The organism is Clostridium bornimense (assembly GCF_000577895.1).
Lineage (GTDB): Bacteria > Bacillota > Clostridia > Clostridiales > Clostridiaceae > Clostridium_AN > Clostridium_AN bornimense.
This window is the reverse complement of record NZ_HG917868.1, coordinates 98,675-122,291: the sequence shown is the minus strand read 5'-3', so window position 1 is coordinate 122,291 and position 23,617 is coordinate 98,675. Positions and strand designations below refer to the sequence as shown.

19 protein-coding genes are annotated in these 23,617 nt (G+C 30.4%); 8 read left to right on the top strand and 11 right to left on the bottom strand.

Annotated features, from left to right (window positions below):
* Nucleotides 1-110: 110 nt before the first annotated feature.
* The 5 genes from CM240_RS17360 to CM240_RS00550 form a co-directional block, all read right to left on the bottom strand.
* Entirely contained in the window at nucleotides 111-7,016 is a 6,906-nt protein-coding gene (locus tag CM240_RS17360; RefSeq protein WP_044035765.1) for a galactose-binding domain-containing protein, read from the bottom strand.
* Nucleotides 7,017-7,948: 932 nt separating this feature from the next.
* The gene (locus CM240_RS00560) at nucleotides 7,949-9,976 is read right to left on the bottom strand and encodes a carboxypeptidase-like regulatory domain-containing protein (RefSeq protein ID WP_156930485.1); all 2,028 of its coding nucleotides are present in this window, start codon (nucleotides 9,974-9,976) and stop codon (nucleotides 7,949-7,951) included.
* A 48-nt stretch (nucleotides 9,977-10,024) separates the two neighbouring features.
* On the bottom strand, nucleotides 10,025-10,171 hold the full coding sequence (locus tag CM240_RS17355) for a hypothetical protein (protein ID WP_156930484.1): 147 nt from the start codon (nucleotides 10,169-10,171) through the stop codon (nucleotides 10,025-10,027).
* Nucleotides 10,168-10,842 carry a hypothetical protein gene (locus tag CM240_RS00555; protein ID WP_156930483.1) on the bottom strand — a complete coding sequence of 225 codons (675 nt, stop codon included), beginning with the start codon at nucleotides 10,840-10,842 and terminating at the stop codon, nucleotides 10,168-10,170. The genes CM240_RS17355 and CM240_RS00555 overlap by 4 nt, the downstream gene beginning before the upstream one ends.
* An 84-nt stretch (nucleotides 10,843-10,926) precedes the next feature.
* On the bottom strand, nucleotides 10,927-11,676 hold the full coding sequence (locus CM240_RS00550) for a hypothetical protein (RefSeq protein WP_044035762.1): 750 nt from the start codon (nucleotides 11,674-11,676) through the stop codon (nucleotides 10,927-10,929).
* 269 nt (nucleotides 11,677-11,945) lie between these two features.
* On the opposite strand from CM240_RS00550, the gene CM240_RS00545 reads away from it, so the two are divergent.
* Together CM240_RS00545 and CM240_RS00540 are read left to right on the top strand one after the other, a co-directional pair.
* Entirely contained in the window at nucleotides 11,946-12,626 is a 681-nt protein-coding gene (locus tag CM240_RS00545; protein ID WP_044035761.1) for a helix-turn-helix domain-containing protein, read from the top strand.
* Nucleotides 12,584-13,516 (top strand): IS3 family transposase, encoded by a 933-nt coding sequence (locus CM240_RS00540; protein ID WP_156930482.1) that lies wholly within the window; start codon nucleotides 12,584-12,586, stop codon nucleotides 13,514-13,516. Before CM240_RS00545 ends, CM240_RS00540 begins: the two co-directional genes overlap by 43 nt.
* A gap of 211 nt (nucleotides 13,517-13,727) precedes the next feature.
* On the opposite strand, the gene CM240_RS00535 is transcribed toward CM240_RS00540, so the two are convergent.
* Nucleotides 13,728-14,243, bottom strand: a complete 516-nt coding sequence (locus tag CM240_RS00535) for a thioredoxin family protein (protein ID WP_044035760.1) — start codon at nucleotides 14,241-14,243, stop codon at nucleotides 13,728-13,730.
* Between the two features lie 215 nt (nucleotides 14,244-14,458).
* Between CM240_RS00535 and CM240_RS00530 the strand changes: the two genes are divergently transcribed.
* Nucleotides 14,459-15,346: a ParM/StbA family protein gene (locus CM240_RS00530; protein ID WP_044035759.1), complete on the top strand. Its 888-nt coding sequence runs from the start codon at nucleotides 14,459-14,461 to the stop codon at nucleotides 15,344-15,346.
* Nucleotides 15,336-15,581 (top strand): hypothetical protein, encoded by a 246-nt coding sequence (locus tag CM240_RS00525; protein WP_044035758.1) that lies wholly within the window; start codon nucleotides 15,336-15,338, stop codon nucleotides 15,579-15,581. The genes CM240_RS00530 and CM240_RS00525 overlap by 11 nt, the downstream gene beginning before the upstream one ends.
* Nucleotides 15,582-15,845: 264 nt before the next feature.
* Here CM240_RS00525 and feoB read toward each other — a convergent pair whose 3' ends face one another.
* Genes feoB through CM240_RS00505 form a run of 4 tightly spaced genes read right to left on the bottom strand, consistent with a single transcriptional unit; the run spans nucleotide 15,846 to nucleotide 18,597 of the window.
* On the bottom strand, nucleotides 15,846-17,855 hold the full coding sequence (gene feoB, locus CM240_RS00520; protein WP_044035757.1) for a ferrous iron transport protein B: 2,010 nt from the start codon (nucleotides 17,853-17,855) through the stop codon (nucleotides 15,846-15,848).
* A gap of 21 nt (nucleotides 17,856-17,876) precedes the next feature.
* Entirely contained in the window at nucleotides 17,877-18,098 is a 222-nt protein-coding gene (locus tag CM240_RS00515; RefSeq protein WP_051483608.1) for a FeoA family protein, read from the bottom strand.
* Nucleotides 18,099-18,109: 11 nt separating this feature from the next.
* Entirely contained in the window at nucleotides 18,110-18,331 is a 222-nt protein-coding gene (locus CM240_RS00510) for a FeoA family protein (RefSeq protein ID WP_044035756.1), read from the bottom strand.
* A 2-nt stretch (nucleotides 18,332-18,333) separates the two neighbouring features.
* Nucleotides 18,334-18,597 (bottom strand): PCI domain-containing protein, encoded by a 264-nt coding sequence (locus CM240_RS00505; RefSeq protein ID WP_044035755.1) that lies wholly within the window; start codon nucleotides 18,595-18,597, stop codon nucleotides 18,334-18,336.
* 256 nt (nucleotides 18,598-18,853) lie between these two features.
* On the opposite strand from CM240_RS00505, the gene CM240_RS00500 reads away from it, so the two are divergent.
* From CM240_RS00500 to CM240_RS00485, 4 genes are all read left to right on the top strand, one after another.
* Nucleotides 18,854-19,048, top strand: a complete 195-nt coding sequence (locus tag CM240_RS00500) for a hypothetical protein (protein ID WP_044035754.1) — start codon at nucleotides 18,854-18,856, stop codon at nucleotides 19,046-19,048.
* A 301-nt stretch (nucleotides 19,049-19,349) separates the two neighbouring features.
* Complete coding sequence (locus tag CM240_RS00495; RefSeq protein ID WP_044035753.1) at nucleotides 19,350-20,003, top strand: HAD family hydrolase; 654 nt, start codon at nucleotides 19,350-19,352, stop codon at nucleotides 20,001-20,003.
* A gap of 373 nt (nucleotides 20,004-20,376) precedes the next feature.
* Nucleotides 20,377-21,324 (top strand): DMT family transporter, encoded by a 948-nt coding sequence (locus CM240_RS00490; protein ID WP_044035752.1) that lies wholly within the window; start codon nucleotides 20,377-20,379, stop codon nucleotides 21,322-21,324.
* 93 nt (nucleotides 21,325-21,417) lie between these two features.
* Nucleotides 21,418-22,254 (top strand): phosphotransferase, encoded by an 837-nt coding sequence (locus CM240_RS00485; RefSeq protein WP_044035751.1) that lies wholly within the window; start codon nucleotides 21,418-21,420, stop codon nucleotides 22,252-22,254.
* 12 nt (nucleotides 22,255-22,266) lie between these two features.
* Here the strand turns inward: CM240_RS00485 and CM240_RS00480 are convergent, their stop codons facing one another.
* A complete protein-coding gene (locus CM240_RS00480) occupies nucleotides 22,267-23,580 on the bottom strand; it encodes a carbohydrate-binding domain-containing protein (RefSeq protein ID WP_044035750.1) in 1,314 nt (437 codons plus the stop codon).
* Nucleotides 23,581-23,617 lie beyond the last annotated feature (37 nt).

Sequence of the window (23,617 nt, the reverse complement as noted above, 5' to 3'; positions counted from 1 at the left end):
GCTACACTCCTGGATAACGATTTCTAAGCCTAAGTAGAAATTAAAATTTCTCCTTAGACTAAGAACTCTGTTTATGTAGAAGTACTCTTTTCCATTTAGATTCATAGATATTAGATCGACGGAACCAGCATATGTATAGTATATCTTATCTGTTCCATTATCACTAGGAGTGTTACTGCATCTCCTGATAGATAATATTTTGTTGTTACTCCATTTACTGTTTTTTCTGTTCTTATTCCGCTGTCATTGTACTTGTAACTTATTTCTTTTCCATTACCAGAGATAGACTTTAATTGTCTTCCCATTTCCCATGTGAACTTATATCCATCATAAGTTAATGGATTTCCTATTTCATCATATGTTATTTCTTTTCCGTTGAATGCTGTTAGCTTGTCCTTCCAGTTGCTATCTCCATAGGTGTATCCTACTGTTTTAGATGCTGTTCCTAGATTTCCTGTTGTATATGGATATTCTACTTTGTTTAGAATATTTCCACCTTGGTCATAACTATAAGTTATTGTTTTATTTAATGTTTGGTTGTCTTCTCTTACTACTTCGTTTAGTTCGTTGTAATAATATTTTATTGTCTTGCCGTTTTCTGTAATAGTTTCTATATTGCCATTAGCATCATAAGTATAGCTTATTTTCTTTCCGTTGTTATCCATTGAAGCTATTCTTGTACTTTCTGATGATCCTGTTTTTACAAGTCTTACTTCAAGAGCTTCCATTGCTTTACCTTGTCCTGTTGTTCCTGCTGTATCTCCTTCTCCTACCCAAGATAGCCATCCTTTATCTGCTACATGTGCTCTATATTCTATAGAATATCCTTCTGGCGCTCCTTCTAGTTCTATTTGTACTGCTTCTAGCCTATTTCCTGTTCCTTCTGATCCTGCTAATGCACCATCATATACCCAATTTTTCCATGCTCCATCCTTATCATAAATTCTATATTTTACTCTACTTCCTGATGGCATATCTTTTAGTGAAACTTTTATTCCTTCTAGTGCCTTTGATTTACCTACAGTACCTGATAATGCACCTTCTGTTTTATTTTCTTGCCATGAATCATTAACACCTTTACTTTGATATACTACACTTCCGCTTCCTTCTGCTTTTCCTTTTTCATATGTATATTTTGTAGTAAAGTTTTTGCTGCTAGAAACTCCAGATTTTACAACCCTTATCTTTATTGCTTCCATTGCTAAAGATTCTCCTGTTGTTCCTGCTACTTCACCATTTTGTACCCATTCTTGCCATCCTTTATCTTTTACATATGCTTTATACTCTATGCTATATCCTGATGGTGCTCCTTCTAATTGTATCTTTATTGCTTCTAGTCTTTTTCCAGTTCCATCTGTTCCTGCTAAAGCTCCGCCATATACCCAATCTTGCCATCCAATGTCTGCACAATGTGCTTGGTATTTTACCTTTGTTCCTGATGGAAGATCACTTATTGATATTTTTATTCCTTCAAGCGAAATATTTTTACCATATGAACCTGCTATAGTTCCATTAGTCTTTTTACCTTGCCATCCTTGTCCATCACTTTTAGTTTGATAGGTTACTGTCCCTACAGTACTTGAAGTGTCACTTTCCATTATATTTGTCTTTGTTGTTACCCTGTTTAATCCGTCATAGGCTAACTTTTGAGAATATTCTTTATTATTTCTGTTATAAGTTATATTATTTATATAATTATCTTCGTCATATCCATATGTTGTATCATAACTTACACCATTTCTTGTTTCTACTGTTGATGATACATTATTTTTATTATCATAGTTTATAACAGTAAAAGCACCTGTAGATTCTTCTACTTTTCTAAGTCTATTAGACAAATCATATCTATATTTGTAGTTTAATCCACTAACATAATCTCTATATTCTCCAACATTTCCATTATTGTCATAAATACTTTTACTTCTTACTTTAACAAGATCTATCTTTATTGCTTCTATTCTTTTTCCTTTGCCTTCTAATCCTGCCACTTCTCCATCTTGAGAAATTGGCACCCATCCTTTATCTTCCATATTAACTTGATACTGTACAATATAACCTTCTGGTGCATCTTCTAGTTTAATTCTTACAGCTTCCATTTTTAAGTTTTTTCCTGCTGCTCCAGCTTCTTGTCCACCATAAACCCAATCTTGCCATCCTTGTCCTTCTATGCAAGCTTGATATTTTATTTTCATACCACTTGGCATACCAGACATATTTATATTTAAAGACTCTAATCTTTTTGATTCACCAATTGTACCTAGTACAGAATTATTTCCTACTGCTGTTTTATTTCCTACTCCTTCAACATTTCCACTATAAGTTATAGTTCCTAAATTATCTCCACTATAAGCTCTTCCAATTAAGTTATCATTCTTATCATAAACTGGTGTTATCTTTTGCCCATTACCATAAGTTGAACTTAATAACTTACCTGTTTTGTCTTCAAAGACATTAGTTATAAGCTTTTGATTTCCTACAGATACATCAGTATTATTTCCCCATTTATCGTAACCAAATCTATAAGAAAAACCATTATGAGAAATAGATTCTAATCTATCATTGCTATAAGTATATGAATTAGATATAGTTTCACTTCCAACTTGTTTACTTACAGAAGTTACTCTATTTAAACTATCATATTCATAATTTGTAGTACTACCTTTGGCATCAGTTACACTATTTAATACATCTCTATTTTCATCGTAATCATACCTAACGGTATTTCCAAAACTGTCTGTCATAGAAGACATATAGTTTCCGCTAGCTGTGTAACTAGATGATGATGATATACTTTTCTCACCCATTCCTATCGATGTTTTAATAGGATTTCCATATTTATCATACTTAATACTATAAATATCATTTTCACTAGTGTTATCTGATAATACTGCATCTGATACCTTATAAGTTCTTCCTTCTGCTGTCTCTACATACTTTCCACTTGTTTCACAATCAAAAATTGTATACCATACTTCTCCATCTTCTGATACTTCCGTCTTTGTATTATCATAAATTCTACCATCATGATAATGCCATACCTGTATTTCTTCTATATCATACTTCTTACCTAAATCTATTTGAACCCAACTAACTGATGTTGATTCTGTTTGATAACATTGACCTTCTGAATTTCCATCTACGACATTTGATCTACTTCCTACAGCATCTTTATCACTACTTATTACATCCTTACCTTGTGCAATATTTTTGCCATCCTTATCTAAAGCCTTTATTTCCATCCAAGTATTATCTTTATTTACTGTATTGCCTCCTAATGTATCCTTTATATACCTAACTTGCAAATCTTCACTTTTTGAATTTTGCGATGGAACTGCATCTGCTACCTTATAAGTTCTTCCTTCTTTTGTTTCTGAATATTTTCCGTCTTTTTCACAATCAAAAAGCGTATACCAAGTCTTCCCATCTTCTGACACTTCTGTCTTTGTATTATTATAAATTCTACCATCATAATAATGCCATACCTTAACTTCTTCTAACTCGTACTTTTTACCTAAATCTATCTGAACCCAACTTATTGTAGTCGAATTCGTCGAATCTGTTTGATAACATTGCCCCCCTATATATCCATCTACAACATTTGCTTTACTTCCTACTGCATCATTTTCATTACTAGTTACAATCTTTCCTTCTGCAACATTATTACCATTCTTATCTAACGCTTTTATTTCCATCCAGGTATTATCTTTATTTACTGTGTTTTCACCTAATGTATCTCTTATATATCTAACCTTAAAACTACTTGTATCTATAGTCTCTGATGGTACTGCATCTGCTACCTTATAAGTTCTTCCTTCTTTTGTTTCTGAATATTTTCCGTCTTTTTCACAATCAAAAATTGTATACCATGTTTCTCCATCTTCAGACACTTCTGTCTTTGTATTGTTGTAAATTCTACCATCATAATAGTGCCATACTTTAACTTCTTCTATACTATATCGTTTACCTAAGTCTATCTGAACCCAACTTATTGTTGTTGAATTTGTTGAATCCGTCTGATAACATGATCCTCCCGTATCTCCATCTACAACATTTGCTCGACTTCCTACTGCATCCTTTTCATTACTTGTTACCTTTTTACCTTTTGCAATATTATTACCCTTTTCATCCAAAGCCTTTATTTCCATCCATGTATTATCTGTGTTTACTGTATTTCCACCTAAAGTATCTCTTATATATCTAATTTTTAAATCATTAGATTGTACTAATTTATGCTTGTCATCATACTTATAATTGAAACTTGTTCCCTGCGGCGTTGTTGTTTTAATTAAATTATTATTTCCATCATACTTAAAAGTATTTTCTTCCTTTGAAACATCCTTTACTGATACTACATTACCTTTGTCATCATAAGTATAACTATCTCCAAATTCTTCTTTGAATAGCTGTATTCCATCAAAATATATTGGATTAACTTGATTAGATACTTCCGCATATATATGTATATCTGTATAATCATTTGGAGCTATAAAAACATCACTAACATATTGCCAATCATCACAATCATTATTTATTTTAAGGCTATTCCAAGTATTACCTGATGGTGATATAAATACCGCTGATATATTAACAAATCCATGTGGCACCGTTGCAGCCTTTAACCACGAACTAAATACAATAGAATCTCCTTTTTTACCCTTAATACCTGTTCCATATCTAAATCTTTTTATTTGATCTGCATTAGTATAAACCTGCATAATAGATTTACTTAAGCCTTCTGGATGGTCTTCATCACTACATTCTATTAACCCATCTCTACCGACTTCCAAATTATCACCCTGCCAAAAATCCGGTGTTAGACCTGAGCAAGATGCATTAACACCATTTAATCCACTGTTAGCTATATAATTAAATCTATTAGCAACTTCCCCTTCTTCTAATTGTAGGTTATCAAAATAAGCTGTTCCTGTTGCTTCTTGCACTAATGGTCTAACAATAAGATGATTACTTTTTGCATCAGCTGGTATAGTAAAGGTTACTTGAATTCTTTGCCAATCCATTGTTCCTGTTATAAAATCAGATGTTACCTCTTCATAATTTCCATTTTTATTTAAATAATAAATCGCAAGACCAGCGCCCTTATTTCCTGTCGCAACTATGTTATCTGTCTTTACATAAGCAGAAAATGTGTATGCTTTTCCTTTTTCCATCCCCACTGGTAAATCTTGAACATATTGTCTTGAAACTGCGTCTGTCTTTGTTATTTTTAAGCTCTTACTTCCGTCATATTTTTCACTTGTAGTATACTCTCCAGAACCACTTCCTCCATCTTTAGTAAACTCCCAGCATTGCTCTATCTCAGCTCCTGGGTTTCCAAGTAAATTTATAACCGACTTCTGCATTTTAGATTCTTCTGTTATCTTACCTTTATTACTTGAAGCTCCATATTTATAATACTTAGCATTTCCTTCATCATCTCTTATAGAGATTGTCTTTCCTGTATTGTCAAATTGATAACAAGAGTACTTTCCTGTATTATCTGTTATCTTCGTTGAGTTATTTCCATATTGAAAATTTACTCTGCTATTCTCTTCTCCAGAAACATTATTTGCTATAGCTATACCCATTCTATATGTTGATGTATTGTAATATACATATCTTATTCTATTACCAGTATAGTCAGTAGCATGCATTATTCTGTTGTCCCCTTCATACTCATAACTACTGCTTTTTCCATCGGGATATGTAATCTTCGTTAAGGAATTTCCTGAATACTCATAAGTATTCTTTCTTCCATCTGGATAAACTATTTCTCCTAATAAGCCTTGCCCATTATACTTTAATGTCACTACTCTTCCTGATCCGTCAGTAACCTTTGACACTTTATTATCGCAATAGTCTATAGTCATCTTGTTTCCATTGCTATCTTCCACAGAAACAAGCTTACCATCTTTAAAGTTCATTTTTGAATCTTCTGTATCTTTTATAGTAAATGTGCCATCGGAATTTTTGGTTAGGGTTAACTCTTCTTGTACTTCATTTTTAAGTGTTGTTCCACCATCGTCTTTATAGCGCTGTTTTGTTCCATCCTCATCAACATGTTCATAATACCAATCACTACCGTACTGCTTACGTTCAATAGTTTGCGCTAAATTTAATCTAAAACCACTTCCATAACCAATATTTTTTGTTCTTTCATAGTTATTGAATACGTGATTTATGCTAATAGGTAATCTATTTCCACTCATTGATAAATCATCATGAATTAAAGTTAAGTTACCATTATAGTTGTTAACATAACCTGTTCCCGCCCTACCTATATCTTGTGTAGTATATGTCCAATACGACTCTAGTCCACAAGCATTAATAAATTGAAATTGTACCAAAGGTCTTCCTGCTACAACATTAGGATCAGTTACATCAGAAGATATAAATTCTTGATAATAACCACCATCACCTTCTGTTTTTAAAAGTAGACCATAATTATTACCTGTCGTAAACCACTCTTTTGCTATAGAAGTTATATCCCAACTATACCAACTTCCTCCACTGCCATTTACCATAGCATAATCTTCAATTCTACTATTGTATCCCGGTTGATTGTTCCATGTTATATTTCTTGTATCCCAATTGTTTAATACTTTATGAACATTAATTTGGGATCTTCCATCACTATTAGACCACAACGCTAAATTAAGTTGAGCTTTAAGTACCATTTCTGCTGATGTTATTTCTGACGGTAACTTAAACTTAATAAATGCCCTGGAAATATCATTTCCATCCTTTTCAGCTTTACCAATAGTTAATGGATTTGTATTATAATAATTTGTATTAGCTACATCCCATCTACTATGAACTGAGTTATCTTCTATATCTCTTATATCAGTGGATGTTGAAACTACTGGATCTAATGTAACTGGATAAGCTCTATTTTTATCATTTATCCACGATTTATTAGGTTCTAAAATAAGAGTATACTTACCATTTTCACCTTTAATCTCAACCTTCACATCTGTAGTTGACTCTCCATTAGCATCAATAAGATACGGTGAATTCATCAAAAATATTTCTTTCTTTTCTTCATTATCTGAATAGAAAGAAATTGTATTATCCTCATTTAACTCAGGTCTAAGACCTTTAGCTGTTATATTAAATTGAAACTTCTCGGTATCAATCTTCTTATTTATTATTAAATTTTCTTTTAATGATGTAGTCCCTTGTATATATTGAAGAGTAACATCATCTAATATATCTGAATAATTTATTGTATTAGAATTATTCTCTAAAGTCTTAATATTTTCATTGTAAGTTAAGACTTCCTTAACTTCCTTTTTATTTTCTTCCGTTATATTTTCATATTTTTTATCATTATTTATTGTAGTATCTACTGCTTCTTTTATTAACTCATCTACTTGCTTCTTTTCTTCATTTTTATCTACTTTCTTTTCCTCTAACTTCTTTTTTTTACTTCCTTCTAAATTCCAACTTAGCTCATATCCTTCCTTTTCAATAGATACAAGCTTTTCTGCATCAGAATCCTTAGCAAAATTAAATTTTAAGTCTCCATTTTCACTTCCTATAGCATCTATCTTTTTATTATCTTCTGTTTCTGCAATAGTATCTTTAAGCGTGTTATCTATTTCTTTCCACTGTCCATCTTCTTCATAATGAATCTGATCCTTATAAATAGCTACTTCTGTACTTCCGTCTTCCTTAAGAAAATATTTTGTATTTTCTGTTCTCTTTTCTGTGAGTTCTTCAACTATCTTAGGCTCCTCAACTACTTTTATTTCTTCTACATCTTCTGTCTTAATACCAGAGTTCTCTCCTTCTATTTCATTGAATATTGCATTTTGTTGTAATACGATTTTTTAGTATTCAAATGCAATTTATGCTATAAACAATCGCTTCTATGTACTAATTTGTATTTATATACAAAAACAACCTCCATTTACTTAAATGAAGATTGTTTCTACATCCTTATAATATTTTAAGTTCCACTTTCACTCCAATTTGGATTATTTTCTTGCGTTACTTTTGCTTTTATTGAACTATCAAACTTTAACTTAAAGTTGTCTGCTATAATGTCTATTTTATCTTGAGATACTAACTTTAATTTATAGTCTACTTTATAATAATATCCTGGCTCTACTTTTAAGGCTGTATTTTCTATAGAATACTCTTCCCCTGACTTAACTATTTTTATTTCCTTAGAAATTGGCTCTCCTATAGCAGTATCACTACCTTCTTTATACCTATTGACTATTATATTTCCAGTAAACTTAGTTTCTGCGCTTATTATAGGTTTTGTACCTTTAGGTAACATCTCTATATTTAACGTCACTGTCTCATTGTCATTTAAATGATATATTGTGCACATTCTATCATTATAACTTGGATGAGTAACCTTTAATATAACTTGTCCTGGTGCTACATCTTCTATGAAATATTCTCCATTTGCATCAGTAGTAACATATCCTTCTATACCACTACCTGTTATTATCGCACCTTTTATAGGGTTTCCTTCTTTGTCTGTAACTTTTCCTTTTATATTAGATGATCTATCTATATCTTTATTTACTATTACTTTGGCAAAGTCTATAGCATATGAATCTCCACCGGCTATATCACCTTTTTTTATTTCTGTTCCATCATAATTTTTACCTACTATTGATCCATCTTCATTTACCATGCCTGTATATATAGTACCATCTCTAGGATCATCTACTTTTAATAGTAGTCCATCACCACCATTTTCTATATACTTTAGTAATCTTTTAGGAACCTCAAAAGTTACTAAATTTGCTCTTGGTCCATGTTGGTCTATATTATTTATTATTTCCTCAAACTCTTGAACTCTAACAGCTGGGTAATCTGGATTACCTTCTACTTCTAAAGTAACTTGATACTTATTTGTTGATTTTGGTGAATATGCTGATACAATCCAATCGCCATCATTCTTCTTATATTCTATAAAGTCTTCTGATGGCTCTGGTTGAACATCATCAAACATTACTTGAATTGTTGCACTTGATACTTTCTTACCTTTTTCAATTTTATCGCTATAAACAAACTTCACTGGCTCTACCTTCTGTAAATCTCCCCAGTTTACTCCATTTAACCAATGACTCCACTTGCTTCCTAACGTACTATTAGTATATCCGTCAAAAAATACCTCCCCATTGTCTTCAATAAGTCTTCCTATCTTATTTGTATCTATTTGCCAATAATCATCATAAAATTTACTTTCCTTTGTCCAAGTACCATCTTCTTTTTCATAAAAATATCCACCAAAGCAACAACTTCCACCAGGATTTTTAGTATCCCATACTAATGGCCACTTATATTGTTCAGTTCTCCAATTTCCATTTTCTCCAAAACTTATACCTGGTTTTGCCGTATATAATATAGAACTCCACTTGTTCCCTAAATTGCCTTTTTTAGTTCTCTTTATTAAGTTATAAAATCCAGTTGTCGCCATTTTCCTATCAGTTCCTTGCGCATCGTTATACCTTGGATAAACATCCAAACTGTGAACTGGTGTAATTTGCGTAAATGGATCTATATTGTTATATCCAAAACCTAAATTATCTATGTCGCCTACCAATAAATCAAATCCAGCAGTATCCTCCCTATCATCTACATCAATATCATCTTCTGGTATATTAAGCTTTCCCTCTTCTGTACCGCCTATTTTCTCCCCTTTAAATAGTAAACTTAAATCCATATTAGCAGTTAGATTAGACTTATTAATAATCTTTACCCCTTCATAACTTACGTCTAAGCCATCGGTAGGGTTCAATATGCTCCCATCAATATTATTCCCTCCACACTTCCAACTACTATTAGATGTATCTATCTCAACTTTAGCATTCCCATTTGTTATATGAAGACTATTTATTTTCTTGCCATCACTGCCACTTATATTTACTTTGGCATTAAAATAACCATAGCTAATACTTACTGTCAGTATAAAAGCTATCATGATGCTTAAAATGACATACTTCCCCTTTTTCAATTTTCTAATCACCCCTTATATAATTACTAAAAACAATAATTATATAATTTATTTCTTATTGTTATACTCAACTTCTAGTGTCGGTATTTTAGCTTCTGCCTCTCCGTTAAAATAACCATAACTACTAGATGCCAATAATCCAAGTAAAACAATGGATGCTAATAATAATACTATTTTGACCTTCTTTCTACTCAAACCCTATCACCTCTCCTATTGATTTTTGATATCTTTGCAAATATCACTCCCATAATTATCAAAATTGAGGCTTCTAAAATTAAAGTTTGCTTATTAAAAATCGAACCTGTCTTAGTTAACTTCTTAGTAATTACATTATCTTTTTCTACAGCAACAGTGAATGCATTGGGATATAATATATATTCATAGTTCTTATTTTGAAATTCATTTCCTGATAGACTATTAAATGATATATTCATATTAAAATCCACTTTAGAGTTTATATCCATAAAAATAGGTTCTTCAAAATTTATATCCCTATCTGCAAGATCAGATATTTTGCCACTATAGATATTTTTATTTTCCTTGGCAATATTAATATTGTATTCTGTATCTAAAATGCCTTCTTCTTTAGCTTCATCAAAGCTATATACCTTGCCACTATTTACATCACTTATATAACTTCTTTTAAAAGAGATTCCTTGAAGATAACACTTTTCTCCCCATATATTATCTATAGTAAAGGTCTTATTAACTATATCACTGGGTTTCCAAACCCCTTCCTTCTCCTTACTATAGATATAATTGTCATCTTCACTACCAAGAACTCCTGCCGAAGTAAAGCAAATTACACAAATGGTGACAATACACAGTAATAACATTTTCTTTGTCTTATTCAACATATTACTCATATCTCACCTTACCTATATAGGCATTGTTGCACAATATACTGCTAATATGCACTAAATTGTGCAACGACCTATCATTTATAGAAACTATTCACCGTCTTCTGACCATCCTGGATTATTTTCTTGAGTTGCTTGTAATTCAACTATTGAATTAAGATCAAATCCTGCATCTGCTGTTGATGCTGTACTCTTATCTTGCTTTGTATTTCCTGTTAATAGTGGTAATTCAAATCTAACATCTACATTTTTCTCTCCACCTTTGGCAACAACCCCTAAATCTACTGCTGATTCACTTGTTAGATCAACCTTTGCATCATTAACATATAACTCCCAACCTGCTGCAGTAAGTTTATCTAATTCAGCTTTTGCAGCAGCATCATTCTTTACTACTAATTGCATCTTAACTGTTAAATTACTTTCATTTATTAAACGTAATCCAGATTCTTCACCATTTTTTCCTGGAACACCTAATACTAAAGCATCTCCCGGTCTTGTAAATTGTACTGGTGTTGTAACTGGTGAACCAATAACAGCTCTTTCTATTCCATTTGAATCTGGAGTCTTATTAACTGCATTGATATCTGGGCTGGCATCTTTTTCTACAGTTGCACCTGAATGTTTAGCTACATCATAAGACCATTGAAAATCAGAAGCACCATTATTTTCTACTTCTGCTTTTACAACAACATTACCATTAGTAATTTGAATTTTTTGTAACTTACCATTAGCCCCATTACCAATACCATCATTCTTACCTGTAAAGTATGCAAAAGATGTTGCAACTCCTGCCACCATCACAACTCCTAATATTCCTGCTAAAACTTTCTTTTTTTTCATATAACATATCCCCCTCAAAAATAAAAAATATATTTAAACAGTAGCTACTTTGTTTAACATAATATAATTTACTTTATTTTACAGTTCTGTTAAATAATATCACATAGTATTTTCCAATGCAATATTTTTCGTAATTTTTTTGAGTTAAACTAAATATAAGCAAAAAAGAAGACTGAAGCACAATAAAATAAATCAAATTGTGATATGCTCCCCTTATGGTAGACACATAAAATAATTAAAATGTCTATCATGAGAGGGAGTATTTTTTTATGTGTAAAAAACGTAATTTTAGTGCTGAAGAAAAAGTTAAATATGTTGAGGAATATCTAAAAAGTAAAAATAGTATGAGTCATTTTTCATCTATGCTGGGGATTGCCTTAGAATCTTTTCGTCAATGGATTCGTAACTACAATAGTATAGGCGCGGAAGCCTTTACGATGGAAGGATATAAGGGCTATTCTAAAGAATTGAAATTACAAGCAGTAGAAGCTTATTTGTCAAATTTATATTCTCAAGATGAAATTTGTGCAAAATATAAAATACGTTCAAAAACGCAACTACAAAGATGGATTTCAATATATAATAGTCATAATAAACTAAAATCTTCTGGAGTTGGAGGGACAGCAATTATGACTAAAGGTAGAACTACAACTTATAATGAACGTATTGAGATTGTAAAGTATTATATAGAAAATGATAAAAATTACGCTAAAACAGCAGAAAAATTTCAAATATCATATCAACAAATATATAGTTGGATTAAGAAATATGAAACCAATGGCATTGAAGCACTATTAGATAAACGTGGAAAGCGAAAGCTTGCCGATGAAATGTCTGAAATAGAAAAGTTAAAAGCGAAAAACAAATTACTTGAAGCCGAAAATCGTAGACAACAGATGGAGATAGAATTCTTAAAAAAGTTAGACGAAATAGAAAGGAGGCGATTTTAAGTAAAACAAAAAATGAATTTATCTATTTAGCAATACAAGAGTTGCATAAGCAAAAATCTTTTTCTATTAAAGAATTATGTGAAATAGCCGGTATTGCACGCTCCGCATATTATAAATGGACGAATCGCAAAGTAAGTATGAATGAAAAATTTAATGAGGTGTTATTATCACTTATACAAGAATCATATGAAGAAATAAACGGAATATTAGGATATAGACAAATGACTATAAAATTAAATCGTGAAAATGATTTTCATGTAAATCCAAAGAGAATTTATAGGCTTATGTGTATTCTTAATCTAAAGTCAGTATGTCGTAGAAAACGAAAAACTTATAAAAAATCTACACCTGAAACTGTAGCTGATAATATTCTAAATAGAGATTTCTATGCAGATAAATTTGGTGAAAAGTGGCTCACAGATGTAACGGAAATGAAGTATGGTATTGGAAAGAAAGCATATTTAAGTGCAATTCTAGATCTTTCTGATAAGAGTATTGTCTCTTTTGTAATTGGGCATTCAAATAATAATAATCTAGTGTTTCAAACATTTGATATTGCCCGTAGGGAGTATCCGCAGGCTACGCCTATTTTTCATAGTGATCGTGGTTTTCAGTATACTTCAAAAACATTTAAGAAAAAGCTTGAAGAAGCTAATATGATTCAAAGTATGTCACGAGTATCACGTTGTATTGATAATGGTCCAATGGAAGCATTTTGGGGTATGTTAAAATCAGAAATGTATTATTTAAAGAAATTTAATTCATATGAAGAATTAGAAGCAGCAATTATAGAGTACATAGATTATTACAATAATCGTAGATATCAAAAACGTCTCAACTCTATGACTCCGTTAGAATATAGGGAGTATTTATTAAAATCTGTAGCATAAAATATAGCTAACCACAAAAGTGATTAGCTATATTAAATATTTTTATTATTTCACCTGTCTACTTGACAGGGAGCAGTTCATTGTGCTTCAGTCCCAGTTTATTAATAGTAAGGATATAAATTTTTTAGCGATCATATAAAATTTTATTTATTAATATCTCAATCTAAATTCTAAAAACTCCACAAGAACTTCTTTCAAGATTGTTAATTAATCATAATTCCATATACTTGTAATTAATTCCAGTTATAAGTTCAATTAAATCCTTTTGTATATATTCATTAAATTTACCCATTCTCATTTTTCTTACAAGAACGTTTCTATCTCTTCCATCACTTTCTTTAATTTTATATTTAACCCTATTAGGTAATTCTACATACTTTCTAAGTACATCGCCATCATTATTTAATACCAATATAGTAGGTACTCTTTTATCTCCAGACATCTTTTCTAATATCTCTTCGTTTCCTTTCATTCTAAAAAAACTTAAATTTATATTTTCATTAAATTCTGATAATCTTAATAAAAAAGGAATAACTATAGCAGAATCTTGACACCTTGTCTCTGTAAAAATAACTACTTCTACTGGAATATTTATATTCTTTATATCTTCTAGTCCTTCTTCAAATAGCTTCACTCCAGAATACATTCTTTTTACTAACCTTTTATGATTATCTGGAGCTCCAGAAATTAATTCTTCATAGCTCATAGATTTCTCCATATCTAACATCTTATCATCCTTTCATCTATGCTATAAGATTTCATATTAATTTTAGTTTTCCGAAGACTACTTTGCAATATAAGATTTTTAAAAAACTTTTACTATAAAATTCTTTTGGAAATTTTTTACACATTCTGTATGGACAAATAACCTACAAAAGATTATAATTCTAATTGTAAATATTTTACATTTAGGATTTTTACGTACAAAAGGAGGACAAAGTGATGATAATGGGAATAGATGTGGGATACTCTCACACTAAGGTTTGTACTGAAAACGGACTTGATATATTCCGAAGCACAGTAAATGAAGGTGCTATAGATATTAATGTTAACTCTACTAAAATATCTTTCGAAGGCAAAGATTATACTATCGGTGAAAAAGTCGGTTCTTTTTCAGTAAAATTAAATAAAATTAATGATACGATTTTTAGACTATGTCTATATTCTGCTATAGCTAGAAATCTACGAAATCATGATACTTCTATAGAATTGGTTATAGGATTGCCTATCCAATACTATAAAGATCAAAAGAAACAATTGATTGATGCTCTAGAAAATACAAGCGTTTCTATGACATTAAATAATAAGCCTATTAATTTTGAAATTACAAAATGTCTTGTTTTCCCTCAATCTGCTGGAGGAGTAATACTATATCCAGATCTATTTAAGGAAAATATAACTGTTATTGATATTGGTGGTATGACAGTTGATGTTGCTTTTTATAGCGATTTTTCTCTTCAAAATTATAGAACCTATGAAGAAGGCATGTTGAAACTTTATGATACTGTTGTTCAATCTATTAAAGCAAATTATGGTGTATCTTATGATATTCTTCAAGCTGAAGATATCATTAATAGTAAGATTATTCATAAAGATGGTGAAGATATAGATTGTAGTGACGTTATCGAACAAATTTTAAGTGCCCATGCTAATAGAATAATAACTAGAATTATGGCTGGAATTCGTGAATACGAAATATCCAAGCATATTTTTATGGGTGGTGGATCCTATATATTAAGAAAATATTTACCAGATGTTATTGAAGAAAAAAATATTTTTGCCAATGCTGATGCTTTTTACAGAATTGGAGTTGAGAGATTTGCGAATTAAAAAAACTATAAGTATTCAACAAGACGTCTTAGAAAAAGGTCAACATAGAGCTAATGAATTCTTCTCTGGTAACTTTTCTTTATATATAACCTACTTAATTAATTCCGATGTAAAAGGTGTAATGAATAGCGGTATTCATTCTACTAACCAACCTTACGCAACATCTCCTACTAATGATTATAGACATAAAAAAGAAGTGTCAAATGCTATAGATAGTATTTTAAATATGGAATAGAAAAAAGAGGCTTCAGCAATAACAAATGAAAATTTGTTTACGAAGCCTCTTTTTTTCAATTCGCAATTAATGTGGAAATTCCTATGGAATTTCTTCAATTATAAGTGTACTTTGTATAGTTGCTATATGAAAATGTAAATTTTCATTGCCTACCTTCAACTGTTTCTGCTGTCCGCAGGACTATAATATTTTCCCCTCCGGGGGAAAATCAACCTTAATTGTGAATTGTGAAATGTAAAATGTGAATTATCACCTGTGCTCTGATTAAGCGAATCCTAAAAGTGATCCTATTTGGAATACTAGTACTGATAGTATCCATGCTACTACGAAAGTATATACCGCTGCGAAAATAGTCCATTTCCAAGAGTTTGTTTCTCTTTTTATTGCTCCTAATGCAACTAAGCATGGTGTATATAATAATGACATAACCATAAATGACATAGCAGATAGTGGTGTAAATACTCCTTGTATTGCAGCTACTACTCCTGCACCTTCCTCTACTCCTGCATAAATTAATCCCATAGTTCCTACTACTGTTTCTTTAGCTAATATTCCTGTTAAAAGAGATATTCCTGCTTGCCATGTTCCGAAACCTGCTGGCTTAAATATTGGTGCTATAGCACTTCCTATAATACCCAATAATGATTCTTCACTATTTGCTTCAACCCCTACTGGTAAACTTGATAATGCCCACAATACTATCATAACTGGAAGTATAACAACTCCTGCCTTTTTAGCGAAGGCCCCTGCTTTATCCCACATTAATAAAAGTACATTTCTTATTGATGGTAGTTTATAACTTGGAAGTTCCATTACAAAATACGATGGTTCTCCCTTAAATAAAGTTTTACTAAATAATTTACCCATTATAAGTGCTACTATTATTCCAACTACATAAAGTGAAAATAAAATTAATGCCTCATGTTTTTCAAAAAATGCACTTATAAATAATGCATATATAGGTAATCTTGCTCCACAAGATATAAATGGATTTATAAGTATTGCTATCATTCTATCTTTTTTATTTTCTAAAGTTCTTGTAGCCATGATTCCCGGAACATTACATCCTACACTTACAAGCATTGATACAAAAGTTTTACCATGTAAACCTAATGCCCTCATAAGCTTGTCCATAACATATGCCGCTCTAGCCATATATCCACTATCTTCTAATATACCAAGTAATATATACATAACCATAATTAATGGTAAGAAGCTAATTACAGCTCCTACTCCTCCGAAAAGTCCATCACCAACAAAACCTTGTAATAATTCTGGAGCTCCCATAGAAGCTAATGCATCTACTACTTTCTCTCCTAATGTTCCTATAAGTCCATCAACCCACTCTTGAAGTCCTGCCCCTGCAAAAAATGTTATCTTATAAAGCAAAAACATAACTAAAGCGAAAATCGGAATTCCTAGAAATTTATTAGTTACAACTTTATCTATTTTATCTGTAATAGTTTCTTTATGCCTTTCATTTCTTACTACAGATTTAGCTACTATATCTCCTATAACAGAATATCTTTCATTAACAATAGCCATTTCACCTTCGAAACCAATATCATCTTCAATATCTTTATTACACTTATCTAAAATATTTTTTAAATCTTTATTACCTTCTACATTAAGTTGCTTCTTTATATAATCATCATTCTCTAATAATTTTAATGCAGCCCATTCTGATGGTATATCAGTACTCTTTTTTGACTTATCTATAGTTTCTTTAATAGTTTTTATACTATTAGTTATAGTATCTCCATAATTAATATCTAAATTAGAGCTATTTATACTATCACTTATACTGGCTTCTATTAATTTATCTATACCTTCATTTTTTAATGCAATAGTAGGAACTACTGGTATTCCTAAACTTTTTGAAATTTCTTTTATATTAATTTCAATTTCTTTATTTTTTGCCTCATCCATCATATTTAAAGCTAGTACAACTTTTGTTCCCATTTCTAACAATTGCATTGTTAAATATAAATTTCTTTCAATATTACTAGCATCTACTACATTTATAACCACATCTGGTTTTTCTTCAATTATATAATTTCTTGCTATAATTTCATCTTCAGAATATGCCCCTAAACTATATGTCCCTGGAAGATCTATTATAGTATATTCTTTTCCTTTATATTTTAAAATTCCTTCCTTTTTTTCAACTGTAACTCCCGGCCAATTTCCAACATGCTGTCTTGCTTTTGTTAAAATGTTAAATAAACTTGTTTTACCGCAGTTAGGATTCCCTGCTAATGCTATAGTCTTCATACTCATCCTCCATATCTAATCTTATATCGCAATCATTATATCTTTAGCTAAATTATTATCTAAAGCAAATCTACTTTCCTCAATAGCTACAATTAAACTTCTACCATCATTTTTAATTATTTTTATATGATTTCCCGATATAATTCCAAGCTCCGAAAGTCTCTTTGTTAATCCATCTTTCTTTGCTATGGCTTTAACTTGTACTATATTTCCTTCTTTTGCAGCAGTCATTGGCATTATCATAAAATCATCTCCTATTCTCCCATTACACTTTCTGCTTCATTTTTTCTAAGACTAAGTTTATAGCCTCTTACTAAAATTTCTATAGGATCTCCAAATGGAGCCTTTCCCGTAACCTCTAGAGAAACTCCAGGTGTTATTCCCATGTCTAATAGTCTTCTTCTTACTGTGCTTTCTTTACTTAAATTCTTAACTATCATCTTATCTCCAATATTTAATTGCTCCAAAGTTTTCATAATCATGCCTCCATCTTTTTTAAAACTTTATAACCTTTATCAGTTATTTCCCAATTTATTTTGTCATTTAACATTTTAGTACTACATCCACAAGAACACTTTTCACACATTGATGTATCACAAGATGCTTGTCTTATATATCCTGAGCTTATAAGCTTATTTTTTATATCCTCTACCATAGCCGTTGGTAATCCCAATTCCTTTGATATAAAACTAGTTGAAAAGTTACCTTTTTCATATAACAAACTTAGAATTTGTAATAACATCTAATCATCTCTTTTCATAAAATTTAACCATTACTGTAACTCTATGTAATTAGCTTACCACTTATTTTTTCTTATTGCAACTAATTATCAATTACATTTGAAAATTTATTTCTTTTATTATTAATTATTATTTCCTAAGCTTTAATTTATTCCATATTTTTTATATATAATTTTGTGTTGATTTTTATTTAGAAAGGGGCTATTATATTTGTGAACTAATACACTAGATAAAAGTCATTTATGGAGGTAATATATTATGATTAGAATTTGTCCATTCTGTTCAGATGTTGACATTGAAGAATTAAAAGAAATCGTTGGCGAAGAAAATGTAGATGAAGGTTGCATCGGTATGTGTGGTCAATCTCACGTTGCATACTTCGATGATGAATTAATAGAAGCAATTAGTGAAGAATCTTTAATTGAAGCTCTTAAAGAAAGACTTGAATTATAATTTATAAATTACAAAGAGGCTGTAGCAATAACAAATGAAAATTTGTAGGCGACAGTCTCTTTTTTTAATTCGCAATTTTCAATTAAGGTGGAAATTCCTGCGGAATTTCTGAGGTTATAAATGAGACATCATAAGCTTATTAACACAATTACTGTCCGAAGGACTCTAATATTTTCCCTCTATGGAAAATTAACCTTAATTGTAAATTGCCCTTTATGAATTGTGAATCATATAATAGTACTATTTATTTCACTATAGAAAATATATTTATACTATGATATATTACCATAGAGGTGATAAGATGCTAAAAGACATACAAGGAGCTATATTTGACATGGACGGAACTCTAATCGATTCTATGTGGGTATGGCTTAAGGTTGATATAGATTATTTAAAGAAAAGAAATATTCCTATGCCAGAAAACTTAAAATCGGAAATTGAACATTTAAGTTTTATAGATTGTGCTAGATATTTTAAAAAAACATTTTCACTTCCAGAAACCATAGATGAGATTATGGAAGAATGGAATACAATGGCCTATACTGAATATCTAGAAAATGTACAAGTTAAAGAAGGCGTTCCTACATTTTTAAAGAATCTTAAAGCTTCCGGAACAAAACTTGCATTAGCTACAAGCAATTGTAGACCTTTATTAGAAGTAGCTCTTAAAAAATTTGAAATATATGATTTGTTTGATGCTATTGTTATAACTGATGAAGTTGGAAAGCCAAAATCAGAGCCTGATGTATTTTTAAAAGCTGCTGAACTTATAGGTGTAGAACCTTCTAACTGTGTAGTATTTGAAGATATATTACCAGCAGTAAAAAGTGCTAAAAAAGCTGGTATGAAAGTAGTTGCTATCTCTGATGATTCTTCTCTATATCAAAGAGAAGAAATTAAACTAAATGCGGACAAGTTTATAAAGGAATATTCTGAACTTGAAGATGTAATTTAGATGTTATAAGGGGCTATCGCGATAACTATTAAATTTCGTGAGCGAGGCCCTTTTTCAATTCTCAATTCACGATTCTCAATTGTGGTGGAAATTATAAATATAGTGTTATTACTTTGTTGTTGATTCTTATTTCATAATTAGAATTAAATTTATACTCCTGTCTTACATGGAACCAATGAAATTTGTACTTTCATTACTATTCTCAAATACTTTTGCTGTCCGCAGGACTATAATATTTTCCACGCCGAGGAAGATTAACCTTAACTATTCACTATTACGCCTCAGCTACTTTCTCTTCACTTAATATTTAACACATCTGTAACTAGATGTATAATATTGTTGTACAATATATAATTTATAGGAAGTGTTGAAATTGAAAAAAGGATTCATCTATATTGGAATTACTACTTTTCTATTTAGTACTATGGAAATTGCTTTAAAAACTATTTCCGAGAATTTTAATCCTATCCAACTTAATTTCAGTAGATTTTTAATCGGCGGCATAATCTTACTACCTTTTGCCCTAAAAGCATTAAAATCAAAAAAAATTTCACTTACACCTAAAGATATAAAGACTTTTTCATTACTTGGCCTTACATGTGTAGTAATAAGTATGACTTTTTATCAGTTAGCTGTAATGAATACTAAAGCTTCTGTCGTTTCTGTTTTATTTAGCTGCAACCCTATCTTTGTAATGATCTTTGCATATATAGTGTTAAAAGAAAAAATTTATAAGCATAATATAATTGCATTAGTCTTAGAATTATTAGGTATTATAGTAATCATTAATCCACTAAACACTAAATTATCTATAACTGGCATAATCTTAACACTATTAGCTGCAATTACATTTGCAATCTATGGTGTCCTAGGAAAAAAATCTTGTGCTAAATTTGGAGGAATTGTTGTAACTTGTTTTAGTTTTATACTAGGAGGCTTAGAAATGCTAATTCTTTCTTTATTAAGTCATTTAAATATTATCTCTGATGTATTAAAAAGCTTGAATCTTAACAAATTTGCTGAAATTCCTATTTTAAGTGGCTATACTCTTGATACTCTTCCAAATGTTTTATATGTATTCATCTGTGTAACTGGCATTGGATATGCTCTATATTTTAAAGCTATGGAAGTAACTTCAGCCAATACTACATCTTTAGTGTTTTTCTTTAAACCAATTTTATCACCTATACTTGCTCTAATTATTCTAAAAGAAGTTATTCCACTAAATATGATTTTAGGAATTATTTTTATCTTAATAGGCTCATTAGCATCATTACTTCCTCCTCTTATTAATGAACGTCATAAAAATTTATCTTATTAATAAAATATCTTGTGTAATCTCATTATGTCAGTTTACACAAGATATTTTTTATATTTATAATTATTTATATATATAAAGAAAGGATTATTCATCATGAATGTAGCAATAAATAATTTACTTTTTTCTGCCTTTCATAATAAATGCGATATTTCTACTATAATTCCTATTGGAGGCTTAAATAATGATAATTTTAAAATAACCTATAATAATTTTAATTATTTTGTACGTATTTCTTCATCATCATATATCTATAATGATATTAATGAAGAAACTAACATATTAAAAAAAGCTAGTGATCTTAATATCTCTCCATCGGTTATATATTTCGATTCTTCAACTAGAAATCTATTAATGGACTGGATCGATGGTAGAATGCCAACAGAAAAAGAATCTAATAGTGAAACCTTTATAACTTTATTAACTAAAAAACTTAAAACTCTTCATAGCTTAACTTCAACAAATGTATTTAATCCCTTTGCTGAAATAAGAAAAATAATTTTCTCTAACAAAGATTACTTTTTTAATACCGTTCCATATATTTTAGATCTTTTAAAAAATTTAGATATCATAGAAGCTCATGTTAAAAATTCATATATGGAAGGTTTATGTCATAATGACTTGAACCCATCAAATATTTTATTAACAGATAAAAGCTTATATATCGTTGATTATGAATTTGCTGCTAGAGGTGATATTTTCTTTGACCTAGCCACAATAGCATGGCTATTAGAAGACAGTTCTAGAAAACTTTTAATAAAAAAATACTTCGGATATTACTCCGAAGCATACTATGATAAACTTATTAAATATATTTATGTTGTTAAAATGTATAACGGATGTTGGTCACTAGTAAAATCCCTAAATAACAATAAAGATTATGACTTTAAAACAGGGGCAGAAGTTATTTTTAATGAGCTGTCGCACTCTTAATTTAATAACTCCTTATCTTCTTCCTCCTTGAGGCATTCCGCCGCCATTCATTCCATTTCCTCCAACTGATGCGCCATTCTTAGATACTGTCATTACATTACTTGATAATGTAAAACTACTTAATTGTGTACCTCCAGAATATGATCCATTTGTATATAATCCATCTTTATTATCGCTACTTGTACTTCCTCCATATGAAACGATATATTTAGATCCATTTTTAATATCCGGTGTAGATACAATTACTGATTGATATTTTTTAGATGGCTTGAAAGTCACTATTTCATTTCCACTTTCTGATTGTACACTTACAATTGTATCTTCTGTTTGTGATGGTAACATCACATTTATAGCACCTTGGCTAGATGTTGTACTTGGACTTTGTGCCATTCCTGTACTTCCTGCTGCAATTAATGTTCCTCCACTTATTTCAAATGTACCATCATAATCTAAAGCTCCATTTCCGTTATCTTCTGGACCATTTACTATAACTACTCCATCTTTAATATAAACTGATCCATTAGCATCAATACCATCTCCTTCTGCTTGTATACCATCTTCATCAGCAGTAATTTCTACTGTACCATTTTCCATTAGTACATATCCTTTTTCACTATCAGTGCTGTTATTAGCCTTTATTCCATCACCTTTAGCATTTACTATAATTGTTCCATCTTTAATTTTTACTGAATCTTTTCCTCTAATGCCATCATGAGTAGCATTAACAGTTATATTTCCTCCTGTTATTTTCAAATCATCTTTGCTAGTTATACCATTATTATAGTTACCATTAACTATTAAACTTCCTTTTCCGTTAATAGTAAGATCATCCTTACTATATATAGCTGCATTAGGTTCATTAGAGTTCGCATCTTCTAATTTGTATTCTGTTCCATCAGTAATATAATTTACACTACCTTCTGCCAATGTTAAAATTGTGTTTTTTGCCTTCACTACATATATAGGAGCATTATCACTACAAGTTATATTTGTTTCAGCTAATAGTAAGTATACATTTTCTTCATCTGCAGAGTTTACTATCACTTGCCCATCATCTAAAGTTCCTTGCAGACAATATGTACCTCCTGAATTTATAGTAACTGTACTTCCATCAACTGTAGTACCATCCCCCTCTACATTTATAGAATTATTATTAAAATTTATAAATGTATCTACACTATCTTTATCTATAACTACATCTGATGATGTATCTACTGTAGTTACAATATTATCATTCCCTGACGTACTATCTGAATTTTTTGAACATGCCGAAATAGAAACGGCTAGCATAATTACAATTAAAATACTTAAAAACTTTCTTTTCATAAATCTTCCCCTTCCAAATATATAAATTCATTATATA